15 protein-coding genes are annotated in these 17,487 nt (G+C 59.7%); 1 reads left to right on the forward strand and 14 read right to left on the reverse strand.

What is annotated here, in order from left to right:
- From cutD to B5F28_RS08380, 11 genes are all read right to left on the reverse strand, one after another.
- Positions 1-930, reverse strand: coding sequence for a choline TMA-lyase-activating enzyme (cutD, locus tag B5F28_RS08330; RefSeq protein ID WP_087295162.1), 930 nt, complete (start codon positions 928-930; stop codon positions 1-3).
- Between the two features lie 83 nt (positions 931-1,013).
- A complete protein-coding gene (gene cutC, locus B5F28_RS08335) occupies positions 1,014-3,569 on the reverse strand; it encodes a choline trimethylamine-lyase (protein ID WP_087295164.1) in 2,556 nt (851 codons plus the stop codon).
- A gap of 27 nt (positions 3,570-3,596) precedes the next feature.
- The gene (locus B5F28_RS08340; protein WP_087295166.1) at positions 3,597-4,976 is read right to left on the reverse strand and encodes an aldehyde dehydrogenase family protein; all 1,380 of its coding nucleotides are present in this window, start codon (positions 4,974-4,976) and stop codon (positions 3,597-3,599) included.
- A 27-nt stretch (positions 4,977-5,003) separates the two neighbouring features.
- The gene (locus B5F28_RS08345; RefSeq protein WP_058965105.1) at positions 5,004-5,315 is read right to left on the reverse strand and encodes a BMC domain-containing protein; all 312 of its coding nucleotides are present in this window, start codon (positions 5,313-5,315) and stop codon (positions 5,004-5,006) included.
- A 33-nt stretch (positions 5,316-5,348) separates the two neighbouring features.
- Entirely contained in the window at positions 5,349-5,645 is a 297-nt protein-coding gene (locus B5F28_RS08350; protein ID WP_058965106.1) for a BMC domain-containing protein, read from the reverse strand.
- A 17-nt stretch (positions 5,646-5,662) separates the two neighbouring features.
- Positions 5,663-5,947: a hypothetical protein gene (locus tag B5F28_RS08355; RefSeq protein ID WP_087181266.1), complete on the reverse strand. Its 285-nt coding sequence runs from the start codon at positions 5,945-5,947 to the stop codon at positions 5,663-5,665.
- 1 nt (position 5,948) lies between these two features.
- Positions 5,949-6,956: a DMT family transporter gene (locus B5F28_RS08360; protein ID WP_087295169.1), complete on the reverse strand. Its 1,008-nt coding sequence runs from the start codon at positions 6,954-6,956 to the stop codon at positions 5,949-5,951.
- A gap of 18 nt (positions 6,957-6,974) precedes the next feature.
- Positions 6,975-7,265 (reverse strand): ethanolamine utilization microcompartment protein EutM, encoded by a 291-nt coding sequence (gene eutM / locus B5F28_RS08365; protein WP_087295171.1) that lies wholly within the window; start codon positions 7,263-7,265, stop codon positions 6,975-6,977.
- Positions 7,266-7,604: 339 nt separating this feature from the next.
- On the reverse strand, positions 7,605-8,435 hold the full coding sequence (locus B5F28_RS08370) for a MerR family transcriptional regulator (RefSeq protein WP_087295173.1): 831 nt from the start codon (positions 8,433-8,435) through the stop codon (positions 7,605-7,607).
- A 39-nt stretch (positions 8,436-8,474) separates the two neighbouring features.
- A complete protein-coding gene (locus B5F28_RS08375; RefSeq protein WP_158097553.1) occupies positions 8,475-10,742 on the reverse strand; it encodes a DUF4125 family protein in 2,268 nt (755 codons plus the stop codon).
- A gap of 408 nt (positions 10,743-11,150) precedes the next feature.
- Positions 11,151-13,559, reverse strand: coding sequence for a glycoside hydrolase family 2 TIM barrel-domain containing protein (locus B5F28_RS08380; protein ID WP_087295177.1), 2,409 nt, complete (start codon positions 13,557-13,559; stop codon positions 11,151-11,153).
- Between the two features lie 114 nt (positions 13,560-13,673).
- On the opposite strand from B5F28_RS08380, the gene B5F28_RS08385 reads away from it, so the two are divergent.
- Positions 13,674-14,477, forward strand: coding sequence for an HAD family hydrolase (locus B5F28_RS08385; RefSeq protein WP_087295180.1), 804 nt, complete (start codon positions 13,674-13,676; stop codon positions 14,475-14,477).
- On the opposite strand, the gene B5F28_RS08390 is transcribed toward B5F28_RS08385, so the two are convergent.
- Genes B5F28_RS08390 through B5F28_RS08400 form a run of 3 tightly spaced genes read right to left on the reverse strand, consistent with a single transcriptional unit; the run spans position 14,449 to position 17,455 of the window.
- Entirely contained in the window at positions 14,449-15,867 is a 1,419-nt protein-coding gene (locus tag B5F28_RS08390) for a leucine-rich repeat domain-containing protein (protein ID WP_087295182.1), read from the reverse strand. The two genes, B5F28_RS08385 and B5F28_RS08390, sit on opposite strands and share 29 nt — an antisense overlap.
- 8 nt (positions 15,868-15,875) lie before the next feature.
- Positions 15,876-17,258, reverse strand: coding sequence for an MBOAT family O-acyltransferase (locus B5F28_RS08395; protein WP_087295184.1), 1,383 nt, complete (start codon positions 17,256-17,258; stop codon positions 15,876-15,878).
- Complete coding sequence (locus B5F28_RS08400; protein ID WP_087295186.1) at positions 17,255-17,455, reverse strand: hypothetical protein; 201 nt, start codon at positions 17,453-17,455, stop codon at positions 17,255-17,257. Before B5F28_RS08400 ends, B5F28_RS08395 begins: the two co-directional genes overlap by 4 nt.
- Between the last annotated feature and the right edge of the window lie 32 nt (positions 17,456-17,487).

Raw genomic sequence — 17,487 nt, forward strand, 5'->3', positions numbered from 1 at the left:
TCAGTGCCGGACCACGGTGACCGGGAAGTTCCATTCCTTCATCCAGCCCTCAATCCGGTCCAGATCCTCCTTGCTCAGGCTGGGGTCGCCCTCGATGGGATAGGGCTTGTCCAGCTGGGCGTATTTGCCCACGCCCATTTTGTGGTAGGGCAGCAGGTCCACACCCTTGAAGTTGGGGTCGTCCCGGAAGGGCAGCAGGAACTGGATCACCTGATCGATCTCTTCCTTGCTGTCGTTGATGCCCTTCAGCATGGGCATGCGAACCTTCACGTTGTAGCGGCGCTTGAGCAGTTCTTTCAGGTTCTGCAGAATCTGCTCGTTGCCGATGCCGGTGAGCTCGTTGTGCCGTTTGGGGTCCATGTGCTTAATGTCGAACAGGAACAGGTCCACATATTCGGCAATCTGCAGCAGCTTGTCGGTTTTGATGTGACCGCAGGTCTCGATGGCGGTGTTGATGCCTTCGGCCTTGCATTCCATCAGCAGGTCTCGAGCGGCCTCGGTCTGAGCGGTGCATTCGCCGCCGCCCAGCGTCACGCCGCCGCCGGACATGCTGTAAAACGCTGCGTCCTCCTGCACGATCTCCAGCAGCTCGGACACCGTCTTCACCTGGCCGGTGATCTCCAGCGCCGCCTGGGGGCAGACCTGGATGCACTTGCGGCAGCCGGTGCAGTCGATGTCTCGCCGGACTTCATGCTTGCCCGTCTCTTTCGAGATGGTGTGGATGCCCACCGGGCAGGCCTGCACGCAGAGGCCGCAGTCCACGCAGGATTTTTTCTTGAACATGACCTGCACCTTGCGCTCCAGGCCCTCGGGGTTCGCGCACCACTTGCAGCGCAGCGGGCAGCCCTTGAAAAAGACGATCGTCCGGATGCCGGGGCCATCGTACATATTATATTTCTGCACATTGAAGATCAGAGCTTTTCGTTCCATTTGGCTTCGTTCTCCTAACCACGGTCCGGTTTGATCCGTTGTAGTAGCCGGGGCCCGCCGGGCCCCGGCCCTGTTTTAATGAATTAGAAATGATTCAGCATGGTGCGACTGATGATCTCGTCCTGCACGTCCTTGCACAGCTCCACGAAGAAGGCGCTGTAGCCGGCCACGCGAACGATTAGGTCGCGGTACTGTTCGGGATGCTTCTGGGCCTCGATCAGAGTCTCGTTGTCCAGATAGTTGAACTGCATTTCGCCGTTGCCGAACATGCAGGCGGTACGCAGCAGGGTGATCAGGCTCTCCTCGCCTTCCGGGGTATCCAGCAGACCGGCCATGATCTTGAAGTTGTGAACCATACCGATGTTCATGCTGTCGTTGGACATCTTGGACACCGACTTGATGATGGCGGTGGGGCCCTTGAAGTCCGCGCCCTGGCTGGGGCTGATGCCATCGGACAGAGGCATCCAGGCGTGACGGCCGTTAGCAGACGCGCCGGTCATCTGACCGAAGGGAGTGTTGTTGGAGATGGACAGGGTGCCGTGGCTCAGGATGGAGTACAGGGTCTTGTACTTTCTGTGCTCATGCTCGGTGAAGTTCACCAGATCGGCGGCAATATCGTCGGCGTAGTCGTCGTCGTTGCCGTACTTGGGAGCGTTCAGGCAGTCGGTGCGGATCTGCTCGTAGCCCTGGAAGTCCGCCTTCAGAGCCTCGTTCAGCTGCTCCAGGGTATACTTCTTCTCGTCAAAGACCAGCTTCTTGATGGCGGCCATGGAATCGGCGTAGGTAGCCAGGCCGGACCATACCACACCGGGGCCGAAGTTGTACATGGCGCCGCCGGAGGATACGTCCTTGCCCTTCTCCATGCAGCCCTCGTACATGATGGACATGAGGGGCTTGGGAGCCAGCTCGCGGTGTACGCGCTGGGAAATGACGGTGGCCACGCTGGTCCACTTGGTGATGTACTTGATCTCTTCCTTGACGGCGGCCTCGAACTCCTCGTAGGTCTTGAAGCGGCTCAGATCGCCCATATCGGGGCAGACCTGCTTGCCGTACCACAGGGGCACGCCGTGGTTGAGCACCAGCTCGATGCAGATGGGCCACTGGGTGTAGGCAGTGGAGGTCCACTGGTACAGGCGGCCAGCCTTCTGGGGCTCCACGCAGCCCATCAGGCAGTAGTCACGGGCATCCTCGATGGAAACGCCCTTGGCCAGCATCATCTTGATGTGGGTGTCGTCGAAGTGGCAGGCGGGGAAGCCCATGCCGGAACGAACCACGTCCACGATCTTTTTCAGGTACTTGCGGGGGGACTTGTTGTGGATGCGGCAGGCCAGAGAAGGCTGGTAGATCTTCACATGGCGAACAGCGTCCATCAGCAGGTAGGTCAGGTCGTTGGTGGCGTCGCGGCCCTCACGGGTCACACCGCCCACGCACATGTTCACGAAGGGCTGGTAACCGGCGAAGAACTTGGAACCGCCCTCGCTGGTAATCCACATCATCTCGGACATCTTGATCAGCATGCAGCCGGCCAGCTCGAAGGCCTCGAAGTCGTTCATGCGGCCGGACTCGATGTCTGCCTTGTAGAAGGGGTACATGTACTGGTCCACGCGGCCGATGGACATACCGGTCTGGTTCTCCTCCACCACCAGCAGGGACTCGATGGTCCACACGGCCTGGATGGCTTCCCAGAAGGTCTCGGGCTTGTGGGCGGGAACGCGGGCGTTCACCTCAGAAATCTTGTACAGCTCCGCTTTGCGCTTGGGATCGGTCTCCTTCTCGGCCAGCTCGCGGGCGTACTCAGACATTCTGCGGGCGTAGATCATGACGCCCTCGGTGGTGTCGATGATGGACTTGTAGAAGTAGATCTTCTCGATGTCGTCGGGGTTCTCGTAGTGCAGCTGGCTCAGATGCTCCTTGGCCTCGTTCTGGATGTCCAGCATGCCCTTCTTCATCAGGATCACGTCGTAGCCGGGGTTGGAGTCACCGCCGCCGTTCAGAGCGTGGTAGGAGCAGTCGGACACGAAGGACTCGCCGGACATCTCCCAAACACCAGCCTCACGGTACTGGTCTTCACAGTACTCGTCCACGGATTTGCCCTTCCAGAAGGGGAACAGCTCTTCGCGCATGATGCGCTTGTCCTCTTCGGAAATGTAGAAGGGGTCCTGGGGACGGGTGCCGATGGTGTCGATCTCGTCCACCATCCAGCGCCAGGCGATATCCGGAGAGAAGGCGCCGGCGCGGGGGGCGCCGCAGGGAGCGCCAACAATCAGCTCGTTGTCCTGAATGACCAGAGGAGCGGTTTCGCAGCAGTAGCGGAAGCACTTGGCGCGCAGCTCGATCTTGGGCATGCCGGGATTCTCGGCCGCGATCTTGGTGATTGCGCGGGCCCGGTAGGTGGTGATGGAGGGCTTCTGCTTCAGGTAGTTCTCCTTCAGCAGCTTCAGGCGGCGGGTCATGCCGTCGGGAATGCCGGTGCCCTCAGCGGGGTATTCCGCCGCACAGCCGCAGCTCTCGGCGGGAGCCTCTTCCCGGGTGATTTCCTGGGAAACGGACTCAAACATCTTCATCAGCGACGCCTTTTCCTCCGGCGTCATATTCTTTGCAGCTTCTGCAAGCTTGTTGGAAAATTCTCGAATATCCAAAATCAGTGTCCTCTCTTTCTTGTGGAGTTACTGGTTCGAGGAAAAGCCGCGCATTCCGAACGCTGCCTTTCGGCGATAAATCAGATTCATGGGGGAAATATTATCCGCCGTGATGCCCTGGCCTGCGCTCACGCTGCCCAGGATCACCGTGGGGAACAGCCGGGTGGTAACGCCCGCTGCGCCCATCACGGCCGGGGTGTTGATGAGCACCCGGCCCACCGGCTTTTTCAGTGCGAACTGCCGGATCACCTCCGGGTCGCGGGAGTGAATGGCGAGGGTGTTGCCCTTGCTGCCGTTCACCAGAAGCTCGATGCACTTTTCGCAGGCGTGGGGCCAGTCCGCTTCAATGTAGAAGGCCATCACCGGGCAAAGCAGCCCATTGGCGTAGGGGTTGTAATCGGTGATGTAGGCCTGCTGTGAAACCAGTACCCGGGTGCCCTCCGGCACCGTGAAGCCCGCCTTGGCCGCCAGCCAGCAGGCCGACTTGCCGATGTAGGCTTTGTCGGCTCCGGCTGCGTTATGGGGATGCAGCCCCAGCAGAGCGGTGAGCAGTTTCTGCTCCTCTGCGGTCATAAAGTAGGCGCCCTGGCGTTTCAACTGCGCTGTGGCAGCTTCGGCGATCTGCCGGTCCGCCACCACATACTGTTCTCCGCCCGGGCCCATGCCGTTGTTGAAGCTTCGGCTGGCCACGATGTCCGCCGCCGCCTTTTCCAGGTCGGCGGTTTTCTCGATGAAGGCGGGGCCGGGGGCGATGCCGCCGTACAGCACCGGTTTGCCGGTGGCTGCAGCCTCCTCCAGCAGGCTGCACCGTCCCATATTCAGGATCAGTGCCGCGTGGGGGTGGCGGAACATGGCCAGCGCGCCCTCCCGGGCGGCGGTTTCCGCACAGGCCAGCGCCCCTTTGGGCAGGCCTGCCTCCTCTGCACTCTGGGCCAGAACGGCTGCGATCTCGGCCGTGACTCCGGCCGCTGCGGGATGCGGGGCGAACACCACCGCGTTCCCGGCCTTGACCGCCGTCACCGCTGCGCAGAGCACCGCGGCCACCGGGCTGATGGACGGCACCGCTGCCGCGATCACGCCCATGGGCACGCCGATTTCCAACAGGCCGTTTTCCTCATCCTGCTCCAGAACGCCCACGCACTTCATACCGGCGAGGCTGTGTTCCATTCCCTCTGCCAGCATCCGGCACAAACGCAGCTCATCGGCTTCACAGCCGCGGCCCGTCTCCTGCACCGACTGCCGTACAAGGGCTTCCAGGCGGGGCTGGATGCCCCGCAGCATCTGTTCTGTGATCCGGTCCAGCTGGTGTTGTTCAAAAAGAGCCAGTGTTTTTTTCGCCTGTGCCGCCTCCTCCATCAGGACGCGTGCTTCCTGGACCGCTTTCAGATCTTTGTCGATGGATCTCATTTCACTGCTCCTTCGTACCTTTTCGATTTATTCCTGCGGCAGCAGGTCATCGGGCAGGCTGTAGCGGGCCACGATCTTGCTCAGATCCGGGTGGGGACGGGGGATGACCACCGAGCTGTAAACGTCGGCATCCATGGCCTTTACTGCCTTCACGCCCGCGTCCACCGCGGTGCGGCAGGCACCCACATCGCCCTGTACCACCACGGAGATGTAGCCGGAGGCCACATTCTCATAGCCGATCAGGTCCACATCCGCGGCCTTGCACATGGCATCTGCCGCCTCCAGGGCGAAGACCAGGCCGAAGGTCTCGATCAATCCAATGGCTTCGTATCTTTCCATAGTCGTTCCTCTCGTGCAATCGTTGATGGTCGGTCAGGCGTCGATGTCGTGAGCCGACACGATCGCGCCCACTGCCTTGATGGGCCGGGGCATCACGTTCTTCGCGGTCAGCTTGCCGATGGCGGCAGCCGCCTCAGCGCCGGCCTCCACCGCAGAACGAACCGCAGCCACATCGCCCTTGACCATGATGGTCACCAGGGTGGAGCCCACGTTCTCGTAAGAAATCAGCTCCACATCTGCCGCCTTCAGCATCTTGTCGGCAGCTTCCAGAGCGGGAACCAGGCCCAGGGTCTCCACCAGGCCCAATGCTTCTTCACCGTAATATCTCATGCAGGGTTCCTCCTGTTTTACTTGTTGCGGTATTTTGCGGGAACATATTTTTCCACTGCGGAACGGCCATCATCATTGATGGCGAATCGAAGCGAAAGCTCGTCCTTATCGTCCAGCTCATAGCGGATCAGGCTGCACAGCCCGTTCGCTTCCAGCGACATCACATGGTCCAGATAAGCGTCCTTGGTGAACTGGCGCTCCTTGCCGTAAAGGGGGCGCATGGCCTCCATGATCTCGTTCACGTCCGCGTTTTCCACGCTGCTCAGGTAGTTGAGCACCGCCATTCGTGCAGGCAACAGCATGTTACGCCTCCCCTTTCTTGAAAAAGTCCAGCGGGTTCATGGTCACCAGGATTGCACCGAAGATGATCACAACAGAACCCACAACAATGGTCAGAGTGACGGGCTGGTTCAGGAACAGGATGCAGAACAGAACGCCCCAGAACGCATAAGTCACATTCAGGCTCATGCCGATGGCGCAGCCCACGGTGGCGTTGGATTTGTACCACAGCAGGAAGGAAGCGCCCGCGCTCAGGCCAGCGATGGCCAGCCACAGAACCGGCATACCGGCGCTCAGGGTGCCGCCCAGCAGACCCAGGCCGCCAACCAGAGGCACTATGATGATCAGGTCAACAAGGCCGGAGAACAGCTCGCGGATGTTGGTGGCAACGTCGGTGTCGATCATGGCACCGCCGTAGCTGGAGAGCATGCCTTCCAGGCCCCAGCAAATGGCCGCGATCAGCGCGCAGATGATGCCCAGAGTGAAGTTGGGGCTGCCTTCCGGCTTGACCCAGTTGATGATGATCGCGCCGCTCACGCAGATGATCATGCCGGCGACCACGCGCTTGGTGGGCCGCTGCTTCAGGAAGATCCAGGCGAACAGGGCACCGAACAGGCCGCAGGTGGCGGAGATGGGAATGGCGTAGGCACCGGCCAGCGCCAGACCTACCAGATAGGCACCGTTGGCAATGGGACCGCCCAGCAGCGCGCCCAGAACCATCATCTTGCCGGGGAAGGTGTTGATGGTGCGGCCGATCTCAGCCAGACGGCCCTTCTTGGCATTGTAGATGGTGAGCCAGATTCCGGCGAAGAGGTCGTTCAGACCGGAGCAGACATAGGGTGCTGCCAGGATGCCCACTGCGCTGACCAGAGGTTCATAGTAACCAGCTACCAGCACCAGAGTGGTGTAGATGCCGTAGGTCAGGCCGGACAGCGCGCCGGTGGTCAGGCCGGTGATCCGGAACTTTTTGTTCACCTGTTTCATTTTCGCATCTGCCAGGGATGCTCTTGCCGTGTTGGCGCTATGGTTCATAGTGGTTCTCTCCTTTGATCATTCGCTGGCCTTTCCCGAGGTGGGCAGAATGGTCTCGACCTCACCATGGGGGCGGGGGATCACATGCACGGATACCAGCTCACCTACCCGCTGGGCAGCTGTGGCGCCCGCGTCGGTGGCGGCTTTTACCGCGCCCACATCACCGCGGACCAGAACAGTGATCAGGCCGCCGCCTACTCGCTCCTTGCCGATCAGGGTAACGTTAGCCGCCTTTACCATGGCGTCGGCTGCTTCAATCGATGCGATGAGACCTTTGGTCTCGATCATACCCAGTGCGTCGTACTTCATGTTTGGATCTCCTTTTGCTTTCGTGGTATTTGGCTTCGGCCGTCCGCGGGGCAATCTGCATAGTTTTTTAGGACCGGCCGCAGCCTTTCTGTGAATTCAGTATACCGCTTGCCCATTGGTGGAAGGTCAAGGGGGAATTGAGTAAATATTTAACCGCTCATTTTTGGGTATTTTGTCATGGAGCTTTGTGCAATTTATCACAAACCATCTTTTCCCTTTCGTGCAACCTGCGCGATTGCCTTTTTGCAACAAAAAAAGCGGGCCGAAAAACGGTCCGCTCAGTTTTCCCCCTTAGGGAAAGGTTATCCTTTTCTTTTTGTCCGGCGCATGCTCCCGGGATCAGCCTTCTTCCAGAGGAATGATCAGCTCGGTGACGAATTCCTCCCGGTTGCGGGTGGTCCAGTAATCCACCACATACCGCTCAAAAACCCGCTGCCCCAGCTTGACGCCTTTGGCTTTGGCCCATTCCACCAGCTTTGTGTAGCTTTCCTCAATGCGCTCCAGCGGGCCCACGTGATACAGTGTGGCCGCCATAAATCCGCCAAATCGGATCTCGTTGGTACCGCAGGCACAGCGATGGATGGGTTTTTGCATGATCCGTGCCCGGGTGGCATGACCCTCCATCTTGTCCTTCCAGGAGTCAAATTCCAGAATCACCGGGCCGGAAATCTCGTTTTTCACCGAGTCCAGATAGTTGACCCATGGAATGTTGATGATGGAATCCATGTAATGGTATTCAAAATCCTGGTCCAAACAGCACATATCCTCGGCAGCCACATAGCGCATGCCCACCTCCTGGGCCTTGTTCAGGCGCACTGCTTTGGCCTCCTGGATCAGCTCATACCATTCCTTCACCGCAATGTAGCTGTTGTGAATGGCGTGTTCCTGCTCCCACAGTTCGTTGATTTTGTTGTGGAAGCTGCCCTCCACAACATAGTAGTTTTCGCCGTTCACCAGGCCCTGCATCTCTTCCAGCCGGAAGCCCATCTGCTTATAGTACTTCACAATGGGGATGGACAGAATCGTGTCCAGGCTGTAGTAACGGTAGCCGCTTTCGCTGATCTTATCCGGAGAGATCATTCCAATTTTATCGTAAAAACGCAGGGCCTTTGCGGAAACGTTGCAAAGCTTGCTCACTTCGCCAATGGTGTACAACTGTTCTTTCGCCATATGTCCGTCTCCTTTCTTGTTCGGACGGGAGCATTATGCTCAGGGTCTGCCTGTGTGCGACTGGGCAGCGCAGGCGTTTTCGGCATCCTTCAGGCTCCGGTAGCCATACCCCCGGGCCATGCAGGTCATATTCTGTTCCACCAGGTTTTCCCCCTGCGCCAGAAGGTCCAGCACCATTTGGGCGTAGAGTCCCAGCGTCTCATCGGAATAGGTGCCCAGTTCCCCCCGCAGATAGGTCTCGCTGGAAACATTCCAGGGCCCATCCTGCACAGAGGAGAGATTCCGGCCCCGGCCCATCAGATGGGGGCAGCGCTGCTCCACCTCACGGGTCCACTGCATCATAATGGAAATCAACAGCTCCTGCAGCTGCAGCCGCTCTGGTCCCCGTTTGGGCAGCCGGTCCGCCAATCGGGCATACTGCTGCGGCGCAGTGTGCTCCATCATGCGGGCATATTTTTCCGTGAGCAGGTTCCAGCCCTGGTCCCCTGCCCGGTTCAAGTCCTGTTGGTAGCTGGCCAGCACCTCTTCATTCCAGGGCGTAAACTGGCTGGTGCGCATGAGCACAAAGGTGCTGCGGTCATCCTGGCAGGAGGCCCGTCCGCCCTCGTTCTGCACCTGCTGGAACTGGCGCCATTCTTCGTCCACAATGGCTTTAATTCGGGCAGCCTTTCGCTCTGGTTCCCGGGGTTCCGCCTTCTCGGTTCCGTCGTTTTGCAGCAGCTGCTGCATACGCTGTAAAATTTCCCGCTTATGACATTCCAAAAATGTATCTTCCGAACTGGCAAGGCCCTGCCGCTTCAGCTCAGCGGCCACGCAGGCGCACACTACCTCGATGGTCTCCTCTGCCTGTCCGTCGGCAGCGGGGCGCTCCATCAGCCAATGCAGCAGCTGAATCAGGCTGCCTGCATGCTCCAGCTGTTCCATTCCACGGGCGCGCCACTTATAAAAAGGCATATATGTTTCGTCCAGCAGATAAGCCGTCTCCTGCGCGGCGGACACAAACTCCGCCAGACAGGCATACATCATGTCCGTATCCTGCCGTTTTTTCGCTCGGGGGTAATTGTACTGCCCCGCCTGTGCCATCCGGCCCAGTGCCTGCCCCAGACGGTAAAGACGCACCGGCTCGGGATATTTGGAAAACTCTGCTCGCCGCCGGGTAAACTCCCCCAGCGAGTCCTCAAACACCTGGCCGCTCACTGCCGCTGCAAGCCTCTCCTGAGGAATGGTGTTCCAAACCATCACATCCCGCAAAGAATCCGCTTTTGGCGCATGGTTGTGGCCGGTAAACCGGCGGAAGAATTCGTCGATTTCCATAACACCTACCCGGTTTGTACCCTCCGGGGTAATGTTTCGGGTGGGTGCGCCCGACCACTGGGCCGCCAGCGCCTGATAATCCGCCTGCAGCTGACTGCCGATGGCCTGATAATCCTCCTTGGTCAGCCACAGGCAGAAGCCCGGGCCAAAGTCGTGATCCACCGAAAAGGCATCATCAAAGCCAAGGCACTCGGAGCCTTCGCCCGCCAATCCTGCCGCAATACGGCCTACATATTCCGGATACTTCTGCTGCAGCATGGGCCTGCCCGCCTGTTCGTAAAACTCCCGGGCCAGCTCCATTCCAGTTTTGTTTTTCACCGCATTCCGCCGGGCGATCAGGTCCTCAGCCGCGGCCAGATTCCGCCGGGTGGTCTGCCAGTCATCGTTCCGGCCATAGACTCGCTCGATCAGGCCCAGTGCACGGCGAAACAGCTCCGCCGACTTTTCTGGCTCTCCCTGATGGAAATGCAGCTCCGCCAGCGCGCAAAGTGCCGCCGGATAATGGGGGTCATCTCCGCCGGGCAGCTGCTCAAACAGACGCACTGCTCGTTCCAGACACCGGTGCGCCCGCTCAGACTGGCCCAGCCGGGTATACATGCCGCCCAGATTGGAGAGCGAAATCGCCAGCTCTGCCCGCGCATCCGGGTTTTGTTCGATCCGGCTCACAGCTTTCTGTGCATATTCCGCAGCCTGCTCCAGCCGGCCGGTGGATGCATAGAGCAGACTCATATTATTATAAAGAGAAGCCAGACGGTAATCTTCCGCCGGAAGCTGGGCTTCCAGAATGGTCTGTGCCTGCCGGTATGCCTTCTCCGCCTGCTCGTTTTCCCCTGCCGCCCGCAGACCGGTGGCAGCATTCAGCAGGGTGGTGCCATGGTTTACCGTTCCCTCCAGCCCCATGGATGCGATCAGTGCCAGCGCCTGTTCGGCAGCTTTGGCACAGTCCGCATGGCGGCTGACAGAACGGTAGTAGCCCATTAATTCATTTAACAAAATCAGGGCCGTGCCCTCATCGTGCCGACCCAACGCTTCATTAATCCCATTGCGTAAATAGGATTCTATGTCAGAGAACTGCTTTTTCTGATACAGTTCATCCAATTTTTTCATAAATTCCGTGATTTGAAACACTTGCAAGACCCCTCCGATATTTTGTGTCTTTTGGTGTATCTCGTCGCAGAATTGCCCATTCACTTTATAACAAATCACCTGTACATTTGCAAGCATTTGCACATGCCGGAGCATATTTTTGAGAGAAGTCACAAAAATACGGCGGTTCTTTTGTGGGTTTGGCTTGGCATTTTCTGGATATTTTGTATGAAGCAGCTCCTGACCTGGATATGTGTCAGCAAATAAGCGCGCGGCAATGTGTTCACACTGCTTCACACTGCCGCGCGCTTATTGTTATTTTTGAATAATCTGCACGCTTGTCTGTACTCGAAAGCGGCCGTCCTCGGCGCAAATGGTCAGAACGCCGTCCTCGCCTGCCTGTACCACTGCCAGCGCCTCGCCGTAATAGGTGTCGGTCTCTGCACCCAGAAAGCTTCGCTCCTGATAGGGGCAGCCGCTGCCGGTGCCCAGCAGTCTGCCGCCTTCCACCGAAAGGCGAACCACCCCCCGCTCCAGCGGCTTTGTGATGCCTGCCTTGTCGGTGTAACGCAGCCGCAGGTAGCACAGCCCGCCGGGCTGCACCTGCATCTGCTCTGCCTCCAGACGAAGCTCGGTATCTGCTCCCGCTGTAGTCAAGCTGCGGCGGCCCAGCTCCCGGCCTGCCTCATCATAGGCCACCGCAGTGATGGTGCCGTCCTCATACCGGCAGGTAAAACGGGCCAGACAATCGTTTTTCAGCCGTTTCTCGCCCACGGTTTTGCCGTTGATCTGCAGCTCCACCCGGGCGGCACGGGCGTAGACCTCCACATCCGCCTTATTGCCCGCGCAGCCCCGCCAGCTCCAGCTGTCGGTGGCGTTGCTCATCTTCCAGGCCGAGGGCGAGTGCTTGTCGCCGGTATGGTTTACCGGACGCACCGCAATGTAGGGACCGGACTCCTGCTCCAGCGCTACCCGGGTATAGAGCGCTTCGCCCAGCGGCTTGCCAGTCAGATCGATGCGGCCGGAACCGGCCGACACCCAGCCCACACCGCCGTCGAACCGGGGTGCATAGTCGCTGTACTCCCAGGAGCCGATGGCCACTTCACCCAGATAGTCCATACCGGCCCACACAAAGTCGCCCAGAATACGGGGCTCCTGTTTGGCCAGCTCCATGAACTGATAGGCATCACTGCAGAAGGTCTCGCTGCCCAGAATCAGACGCTGGGGATATTTTTTCAGATCGTGCCGGTAGCGCAGAATGCCATAGTTATAGCCCGCCACATCCATATTGGCGAAGGCATCCCGGGTCTTTACGTCACAGCCATGCAGCGTTGCGCCCCGCTTCATGAAGCCCGCACCCATCAAACCGGCCAGATCGTTGAAGAACTTGCTGCCCACCGAGGCTTTCTTTTTCGCCTTCTCACCGGCCTGACGGCGCTTTTCCGCCTCGGCCGCTTCCTTTTTGGCTTTTTCATCGCTGTACACGCCAAAGCCGATGGAGCTGAGGAAGTTGAAGAAGATGTTCACACCGCAGGTGACCGGGCGGCCGGAATCCAGGCTGTGCAGGTATTCGGTCATCTCGCCGGTAAGAGCAATGCCCTTGGGCTGGGCAGTTTCAGACACCTCATTGCCGGTGGAATAGAGCACCACACAGGGGTGGTTGTAGTCCTTGTCCACCATGTCCGCCAGGTCCTGCTTCCACCAGTCCTTGAAATAATCCACATAATCGTGCTCGGTTTTGTGGATGTACCAGTGGTCGATGTACTCATCCATCATCAGCACGCCCTGCCGGTCGCAGGCATCCAGAAGCGCCTTGGAGCAGGGGTTGTGGGCACTGCGCAGGGCATTGTAGCCGTTTTCCTTCAGCAGCCGCACCCGGCGCTCCTCCGCGTCCGGATAACAGCAGGCGCCCAGGATGCCGTGATCGTGATGGATGCAGGCTCCCTTCAAAATCACCCGCTTGCCATTGAGCAGCATTCCCTGCTCGCCCCATTCCAGGGTGCGGAGACCAAAGAAGAACTCCTCTTCATCCTCCCCGAAGGTCACCCGACAGGTATACAGATTGGGTTCCTCCAGACTCCACAGCCGGGCATCGGGCACAGTCAGGGTTGCGCTGGCCGTACCGTCGCTGTGCACCGTGGTCTGTGCGGCAGCGGTACCATCGGCGTTCAGCAGTGCAATGGTCACCGGTCCGGTGCCCACCGTGCGCACCTGCGCCTCCACCGTGGGCGGGTCCAGCGACACCGTGCGCAGCTTCACTCCGTTCTGCGGGATATGGCGGCAGGGCGCAGTCCACAGGGTAACCGGTCGGTAGATGCCCGCACCGGAGTACCACCGGCTGTTTGGCTGGTCCGCATTGTGGGCGATCACATCCAGCCGGTTCTCCTCGCCGTAGTTCAGCAGACCGGAAAGGTCCAGATAGAAATTGGTATAGCCATAGGGGCGGAACATCTGCTTGACCCCGTTGACCCAGACCTCCGCATTGTGATAAACGCCCTCGAATTCCAGCACCAGCGCGCGGTCTTTCCATTCAGCAGGCACGTGAAAGTTCTTGCTGTAAATATAGTCATGGCCCTCATACCAGCCGGTATTGATGCCGCCGGCCGAGATCTCGCTGCGGGCTTCGCTCAGCATAGCATCATGGGGAAGGGTCACAGGGGTGCCGGGGCCGTCTTCGGTCAGCCGGCGCCAGGTCCAGCCGGTGTTAAAGTTCAATGCTTTCATCTGTATTGTCCTTTCCTTGGGCGCCGCTTTTGGCATTTACGGGCCGCATCAAATGTGGTATAACCATTGAGGAGCGCCCAATGGCAGGCGCATGTATGAGGAGGGGTATTTCGTATGATTCAATTAATCGTAAGCGATATTGACGGCACGCTGCTGCCTTATGGTACCAAACAGCTGGACCCGTCGGTTTTTTCGCTCATTCACCGTCTTTCTCAGCAGGGCATCCGCTTCTGCCCCGCTTCCGGGCGGCAGTTCCACTCGCTGCGCAAGCTGTTCGGCCCGGTGCAGGACGAGCTGTGCTATGTGTGTGAAAACGGTGCGATTCTATATGGCTCCGGCACCGAGGAGTCCGCCCCGGTTCTGGGCAAAACCGTAATGGAGCGCACTGCCGCCATGGCCCTGATTCGGGATATTCTGGCGCTGGAAAGCTGTGAGGTGCTGATTTCCGGCGCGAACTGCAGCTACCTGTGCCAGTGTGACGACTCCTTCGTGACCCGCATGCGGGACGACACCGGCAACCATGTGCAGGTGGTGCGCGACCCGGAGGAGATCAAAGAGGACATCATCAAGATTTCCGCTTACTGCCCGGAGGGCGCGGCTGTGCCGGAAAAGGCCCTGGGCGAAACATGGTCCGGCAAATTCAATATGGCCGTGGCCGGCGCCGAGTGGCTGGACTTCACGCTGGCCAACAAGGGCATCGGTCTGCGGCAGCTGTGCAGCGCACTGATCATCCCGTTGGAAAACGTGATGGCCTTCGGCGACAACTGGAACGATTTGCCCATGCTGGAAGCAGCCGGGCATCCTTACCTGATGTCCAGCGCCGACCCCCGGCTGGCGGAAAAGCTGCCCCGGCAGTGCGCAAGCGTGCCCCAGGTTCTGGAGCAGCTGCTCACAACGGGCTGCCTTCCCAACGAGTAAGCCAGTCCGCATAGGGGGACCAGCTATAGCTCAGGCAGTAGCGGTCGTAAGACTCGGACGGCACCGCGATGGTGCAAGACGAGCCCGCCAGCAGATTCTGGCCCACCAGCAGGGCGGCTGGGTCGGTCTGGAGCAGCACCACTGTTTCCAGCGCCGGACAGCCTGCAAACGCGCCGTCCGGCAAAGCGGTGATGTTTTGCTGGATCACCAGAGTTTTCAGCGCCTGCGCCCCGTTCAGTGCGTCCGCCGAAAGCCCGGTGACCGGCTGCCCCTGCCAGGAGGCCGGGAGGATCAGCTGCTTCCGCTCCCCAGCCGATTCGCTGAGGCCGGTGATCTGCCAGCCGTCGGAAACCTGCTCATAAACAAAGCAGTCCGCGTCTCGGTCATCGCCCTGTATACTCTGAGGCTGCTCCAGCGCAGGCATCTCCACTGCAGCTTCTGGAGTGGGGCTGGAATCCCCCAGCATGGCCTTGATATCCCGCGCCAGCAGGCAGGTGAACACCTGCCTGCCTTTTTCGTTTAAATGGAAGTTGGTGTCGTAAAACCAGCCCGCTTCCATCATGCTGGTATGGGGGCTGCCCGCCAGTTCACAGTCCAGCGTTTCCCGCAGCCGATCACAGAAGGCGTCCGGGTCGCTGCCCGGCTCCACCGCCGCCTGATTCATGGGCGAAAAATGATACCACACCGTCGCACCCGCCAGCTCTGCCTGGCGGGTGTATTCGTTTACCAGGGTGCAAAACTCCTCGCTCAGCAAATCCGGTTCAAAGGAGATAGGCATGGTGGGGTCCACCCCGCCGGGCATGGTGTTTGCCTCGCAAAGCCCGGCACGCAGGTTTCCCGTTTCGTCAAAAGATGCCTTCCGGTATACTTCTGGCAACTGAGGTCCGCCCTGCACGAAGTAGGCCGCCTTGCCTGCCGCAAAGCACGGGAACTGGCCGATCATCGCACCCAGATCCTCCCACCGGGCGCAGGACAGCAGCTCAAATGCGCCGTCCGCCGCCTGCCACAGCGCTTCGGTTCCCAGATAACCGGAAAGGCTCTGCGCCTGCTGCTCGGGCATCAGGAGCACCAGATCCCCCGGACGCAGCTGTTCCCGGGAAAGGTCCAGCATGGGGCGGGTGCCCAGCGCGGCATACATGCCGAAATTGACCACCTCATATTGGGGCAGCAGCTCCTCCAGCAGGGTGCCGTCCACCCCAAAGGTGACGGCGCTGCCGCCCAACAGAATCAGCCGGGGCTTTTCCGATGGTTGACAGAGAAGCGCGTATTTTTCCCGCAGCTCGCCCAGAAAGGACTCCCCATACTGGCTGGGCAGCCCGAAGCCCCAGGCCAGCAGCGTCAGCGGAATCAGGGCCAGGCTGACAAGGGCCGCAATCACGTATCGTTTCATGGCGTTCCTCAAAACTGAAAATACAAAAATGCACTCTGCTGGCCGCTGGCCGCAAGACCCAGCCAGGCAATGCCGGTGAGCAGCAGGGTGTAAAACAGCACCGGCGCGGTACGCTCGGAGCGGCCTTCCGGCCATTGCTCCGGCAGCAGCCGGTAAACCAGCAGGGTCAGCACCAGCTGTGCCAGACCCGCTGCGCCCACTGTTTGCAGGGCCACACTCATTCCGGCCGGAGTCCATGCAGAGAACAGGCCGCTCAGAAGCTCTGACGCCTGGGTCATATCCTGCGCCCGGAAAAGTACCCAGCCAACACCGACCACCGCCAGTGTTGCGGCCCGGGCCAGCGGGTGGGGCAGCCGCAGACCGCGCCGGCGGGCAATGTCCTCAACCACCATGCACACGCCGTGAAACGTACCCCACAGCACAAAATGCCAGGCCGCGCCATGCCACAGGCCGCTGGCCAGAAACACCAGCAGCAGATTCCGCCAGCGGCGCAATGCGGAACAGCGGCTTCCCCCCAGAGGAATGTAGAGATAATCGGTGAACCAGCCGGTGAGGCTGATGTGCCAGCGCCGCCAGAATTCCCGCAGTGAGGCGGCGCTGTATGGATGATCGAAGTTTTCCATCAGCCGGACGCCCAGCAGGCGGGCCGCACCAATGGCAATTTCGGAATAGGCGGAAAAATCAAAATAGATCTGCAGCGCAAAGCAGGCGGTAGCCAGCACAATGGCCGGGCCGCCCGGCTGCGCCAGTGCATAGACCTGATCCACAACCGGGGCCAGCTGGTCCGCCAGAACCACCTTTTTGAAATAGCCCCGCGCCAGCCGCCAGCCACCCTGCCGCAGGTCTTCCCCTGTGGGAAGGCTCAGCCGGTGCAGCTGAGACAGCAGATTCCCCGGCCGCTCGATGGGTCCGGCCACCAGCTGGGGAAAGAAGCTGATGAACAGCGCATAGTAGCCCAGATGGTGTTCGCAGGGGAAGCTGCCCCGGTACACATCGATCACATAAGAAAGGGTCTGGAAGGTGTAAAAAGAGATACCCACCGGCAGCAGCAACGAAAGGCTGACCGGGGTACCGATGAACAGCCAGCTCACCGAGCCGACAACAAAGGAGCCGTACTTGAACAGCCCCAGACAGCCCAGGCACACCGCCCCCGCCAGAAGCAGCCAGGCCTTTCGCGCCGCCGGGCGTTTCGACTGCTCAATGCGCTTTGCACACAGCCAGGTGATCAGGGTGGTGCCCGCCAGTAACGGGACCGTCCAGGGATTGAAGATACCGTAGAAAAAGTAGCTTGCAGCCAGCAGCTCCACCCAGCGCCAGCGGGGCGGCAGCAGCCGGTAAAGTGCCAGTACCACCGGGAAGAAGCACACAAATTCCATTGCGGTAAAGTTCATGACCTGCTTCTCCCCCAGAGAGTGGGAACGGCGGCTGCGGCCAGAATCAGTGTTAGATTTCCATAGTCAAGTCCTTGCGCAAGACCTGCCAGCACAGCCAGTGCGGCCAGCAGCATGGCAGCCAGCACAAGACCTGCCCTGCGGCGGCTGAAAAAGCCCAGCAATCCTGCCGCCAGAGCCAGTGCACAGCACAGCATCCTCCCTCTCCCCTTTCGTTTGATTGTTTCTG

Source organism: Gemmiger sp. An194, from assembly GCF_002160145.1.
In the GTDB taxonomy this organism is placed as follows: Bacteria; Bacillota; Clostridia; order Oscillospirales; family Ruminococcaceae; genus Allofournierella.

What these genes read in the sequence shown, in the direction of transcription:
- eutM (WP_087295171.1), bottom strand. Translation starts at nt 7,265, where the DNA reads ATGAAGTACGACGCACTGGGTATGATCGAGACCAAAGGTCTCATCGCA.
- B5F28_RS08395 (WP_087295184.1), bottom strand. Translation starts at nt 17,258, where the DNA reads ATGAACTTTACCGCAATGGAATTTGTGTGCTTCTTCCCGGTGGTACTG.
- B5F28_RS08355 (WP_087181266.1), bottom strand. Translation starts at nt 5,947, where the DNA reads ATGCTGTTGCCTGCACGAATGGCGGTGCTCAACTACCTGAGCAGCGTG.
- B5F28_RS08380 (WP_087295177.1), bottom strand. Translation starts at nt 13,559, where the DNA reads ATGAAAGCATTGAACTTTAACACCGGCTGGACCTGGCGCCGGCTGACC.
- B5F28_RS08340 (WP_087295166.1), bottom strand. Translation starts at nt 4,976, where the DNA reads ATGAGATCCATCGACAAAGATCTGAAAGCGGTCCAGGAAGCACGCGTC.
- B5F28_RS08360 (WP_087295169.1), bottom strand. Translation starts at nt 6,956, where the DNA reads ATGAACCATAGCGCCAACACGGCAAGAGCATCCCTGGCAGATGCGAAA.
- B5F28_RS08385 (WP_087295180.1), top strand. Translation starts at nt 13,674, where the DNA reads ATGATTCAATTAATCGTAAGCGATATTGACGGCACGCTGCTGCCTTAT.
- B5F28_RS08345 (WP_058965105.1), bottom strand. Translation starts at nt 5,315, where the DNA reads ATGGAAAGATACGAAGCCATTGGATTGATCGAGACCTTCGGCCTGGTC.
- B5F28_RS08390 (WP_087295182.1), bottom strand. Translation starts at nt 15,867, where the DNA reads ATGAAACGATACGTGATTGCGGCCCTTGTCAGCCTGGCCCTGATTCCG.
- B5F28_RS08350 (WP_058965106.1), bottom strand. Translation starts at nt 5,645, where the DNA reads ATGAGATATTACGGTGAAGAAGCATTGGGCCTGGTGGAGACCCTGGGC.
- B5F28_RS08370 (WP_087295173.1), bottom strand. Translation starts at nt 8,435, where the DNA reads ATGGCGAAAGAACAGTTGTACACCATTGGCGAAGTGAGCAAGCTTTGC.
- cutD (WP_087295162.1), bottom strand. Translation starts at nt 930, where the DNA reads ATGGAACGAAAAGCTCTGATCTTCAATGTGCAGAAATATAATATGTAC.
- B5F28_RS08400 (WP_087295186.1), bottom strand. Translation starts at nt 17,455, where the DNA reads ATGCTGTGCTGTGCACTGGCTCTGGCGGCAGGATTGCTGGGCTTTTTC.